2 protein-coding genes are annotated in these 3,766 nt (G+C 36.8%); both read right to left on the bottom strand.

The features are described from left to right. A partial coding sequence (locus tag RTL21_RS13355; RefSeq protein WP_312096412.1) for a UvrD-helicase domain-containing protein occupies positions 1–126 on the bottom strand: 126 nt, incomplete at its 3' end. Then, positions 113–3,604 (bottom strand): helicase-exonuclease AddAB subunit AddB, encoded by a 3,492-nt coding sequence (gene addB / locus RTL21_RS13350; protein WP_312096377.1) that lies wholly within the window; start codon positions 3,602–3,604, stop codon positions 113–115. The genes RTL21_RS13355 and addB, both read right to left, overlap by 14 nt. Positions 3,605–3,766 lie beyond the last annotated feature (162 nt).

Here is a 3,766-nt window from a genome sequence, read left to right as displayed (position 1 = left end):
GGCTGTTTTACCAGAACCTGCTGCTGCAGCAACTAAAATGTCCTTGCCGCTAGACATAATCGCTTTCCATTGATCATCTGTCCAGGTAACATCTGCTGGCTTGTCCGGTATATTAATTTCTTTCATTCGTATTAGCCTCCTCTCGGATTAATTGCAGTACCTCATCCTTTGAATAAGCTGGCAATTGTCTATATTGATTGGTTTCTAACGCTTCATCAAATTGACAAACAGATTTAAAGGAACAGAAAGTACAAGGCTTTTTATCATTTAAACGATACGGTTCTATGCCTACTTCCCCACTAATAATCTTATTTCCAGAATCCCTATATTTGTGACGAACAAATTTTTGCAATTCATTAAAGTCTTCTCTCGTTGCGACTTTAGAAGCTTTCGTAAGGGTTCCATCTGTTTTAAGACCTGCTGGTACAATCGGAGAATTCCCTTTTTCCAATGTCTCATCCATTAATTGAATGACTCGTTCTTCCCCAAGCATTAGCCCATTCATTTTAAATTTCTTTAATAGCTCTTCTTCAATTTCATCTAATGTTAATATTTTTTTACTCGAAATCATTGGATTGTGCACATGAAAATATAATACTCCAGCTGGACTAGCTTCCTTATCTACTAAAATCGTGCTGTTTGTAATAATTAAATCTAAATAAGTTAGCATCTGTAAAGACAAGCCATAATAGACTTCATTCATGTTTAATTCTTGGCCACTTGATTTATAGTCGATGACTCTTAGATAGACTTCTTCTCCAACAACCGCTTTATCTACACGATCGATTCTTCCAATCAAATTCATATTTGTGCCGTTTTTCAATGGAAAAGAAATTGACGGCAGTTTACCTTTTGGGCCAAATTCTAATTCTAAATCGATTGGCGAGAAACCACTGTGCTTTGCATGCTCACTTAGAATAAGAGAGGCTCTGCTTATGATTTGCTCCAGCTTTCTTTTTATATAATGATGTCTATTTGTGCTTAGCAATATTTCGTTCTGCAATTTAGGTGCAAGCATATCTACTGCATCTCTTGCTAAAGCTTCACATTGCTCCCTTGTTAAGTTAGACCACATCAACTCTTTATGCATAACCGTTTCTGCAATATATTTTAATGCAGCGTGAAATAAATCACCTATAGCAGGAGCTTCTAAGCGATATACTTGTCGTTCTCGAAGCTTTAATCCATGGGTGGCGAAATGCGAAAACGGACAAGCGTGAAATAATTCCATTCTGGATACACTTGCTGAAATGGTTTCCCCATATAATTCGCTACTTGTTTGTTCCGATAATTTTTCTGTTTGATTTTGATAGGTTAAACTAGAAAACACTTTTTTGGCAGGTCCTCGCCAATTCGTACTCTCCATATATTCATTGTAAACATCCCACCAAAAATCATAGATAGGATACTCTCTTTTCTTTAAATAAAGCTGCCCTGTTAAATAAGACAAAGTTGTTTGAAAATGAACCACATAGTCTAACTGCCCTTCTTCTGATAGTTCTTTCGGGTCTGACATATAGTAAATAGTTGTTGCTTTAGGAAATAAATCTCGCATTCTTTTGATATAAGTAGACGGCAAAATAGATTTACCTTCATCGTTTGCTAGCGGATAGGTTAAATAAAGATAATCAGATGGTGTTGTAAATGCTTTGTATGCAAGAAATTCCTCGTCTAATAATCTCATTTTACTTGTAGGAGCAAGCTTCATCCCTTTTTGCTGTAAAGCTTCCCTATCAGTGTCTGCTAGAATTCCTTCATCTTGAAATCTCGATGGAAAAATACCCTCATTCAGACCGATAACAAAGGCAACTTTTATATCAGTTAAGCGAGATTGCTCCAAATCCGCAATCAAAACTTGATCTAAAGCTGGGGGAACTAGGGAGAATTTCAATGTATCTAAGCCTGCATTAATAACTGTTGCAAATTGCTTGATTGAAAATTCCTCTTCTCCTAGTATTTCTACAAATTGATCTAGTAGTTCCACTATACTATTCCATGCTTGGTCATGTTCACCAGCCTTTACTAGCTCTCCCTTTTCCTCTAACTCATTCTTCCAGTATTCCATTTTGATCGGTACTTCAAGTTCTTCTAAAAATAGATATAATGCTTCACATTTGGCTCTTCCTGTTTTCCCTCTTTTCAAACGGTTTTGAAGGCGAATTAACGGCGCGGTTAAAGACAGACGTAGCTCATTTAATTCTTGCTCGAATTCCTTTTCTGTATCTGTCTGAACTCCTTGTTCCCATTCTAGGCCTTGGATTCTTCTATATTTCCAGCGCTCTTTGGAAGTCCACTTATTTCCCTTTATTCCATAAGCAAGGCAATAATTTTCAAGCCTGTCCACCTTTTCCCGAATATTATTTTTGCGTTCATGGAGCGGGAAGAGCAATTCTGTCTTTATCGAACGAAATACAGGCTCATAACGCCAATTCATTTCAAAAATTTCTAAAGAAGAACGAATTAGCTCTACTAAAGGGTGATCATGCATCCTGCTTTTCTGATCAATAAAGAAGGGAATATTGTAATCTCTGAAAACAGTTTCAATTATATTCTGATACGTAGACAAATTACGAGACAGTAAACTTATCTCTCGATAGCGATAATGCTTATCCCTAACAAGCTTCACAATTTCCCGCGCAATTCCTTCTATTTCTGCCCGTGGATTAATGCTTTCAGCAAATCTAATCGTTGTCTCTTCTAGATAGGCTTCAGCTGGTCTGCTGTCAAAATGATTTTCTATATGTTCCAATGACGGATGACTATGCTTGCTAAATTTGGTGAACTCTACAATATTCACATCGACTCCTAATTGCTTTGCCATCGCGTGGATGGTTTGGAAGGATTCTGTCGACATTCGGAATAAGCTTAATTCATCATTTTGTAAAGAGAAAGGATCTAATGTATTGGTAATTGTCACATTTATACATAGATGCATTAACTGCTGGATGATCAAATATTCCTGGGGAGTAAAGCTATAAAAACCGTCAATATAAATTTCCGCGTTTTTCAAATAAGAGGATTCGCTCATCTTTTCCGCAAGTAGACGGAAATAATCTTCCCCGTCGATATATTTACCAATCAGCCTTTCTTCAAATTTCTCATATATTAATTCAAGATCTCTGATTTTATCCATTAACGCCTTCGCTGATTCTTGGCTGTCCACTATTTGCTCTTTTGTGGATAGCAGTTCTTCAGGAGTAACCGTATATCTTCTAAATTCAGTAACTAATTGTTCAACCTGCTCTATAAATCCATTTTTATCGGCAACCTTTTTAAACAGGGTTAGCTCACTTTTATTCTCTTCAATAATCTTGCGAATGAGCATATTCACACCGATACTATTTATATGGTAGCGACTAATTCCACCAGTTTCTTGCAATACTCTCCATGCAAGCCGGGTGAAGCTGTATACTTGCGACCGGAACATTCCTTGAACATTAGACCCAGATAGCAATCGCTGATCTGATAAAAAGGTCATCTGATCTGGGACGATATAAATAATGGGATTGCCTTCCGGATTTTCGGCAAGCTTCGCTTGGATTTCTTCTATACAGAACGTGGTTTTTCCGGTACCAGATCGACCTGCTAATAAGCGAACAGTCATCCAATAACCCCCCTTTTTTCTATCTCCATAATTCTTTATATGTAAATAATATCATATCATAGAAACACATGTTTCCATAGAAAAGTGATACTAGAAAAATTTTAACGAAGCCTGTTTTATAAGGATTGTTCCTAGTAACCCGAAGTCTAAACAATGGAAGTT

The sequence above is a fragment of the Niallia sp. genome (genome assembly GCF_031978665.1).
In the GTDB taxonomy this organism is placed as follows: Bacteria; Bacillota; Bacilli; order Bacillales; family Cytobacillaceae; genus Niallia.
Note: the sequence above shows the minus strand (reverse complement) of the source record. Positions and strands in the feature narration are given on the sequence as shown.

What these genes read in the sequence shown, in the direction of transcription:
- addB (WP_312096377.1), bottom strand. Translation starts at nt 3,604, where the DNA reads ATGACTGTTCGCTTATTAGCAGGTCGATCTGGTACCGGAAAAACCACG.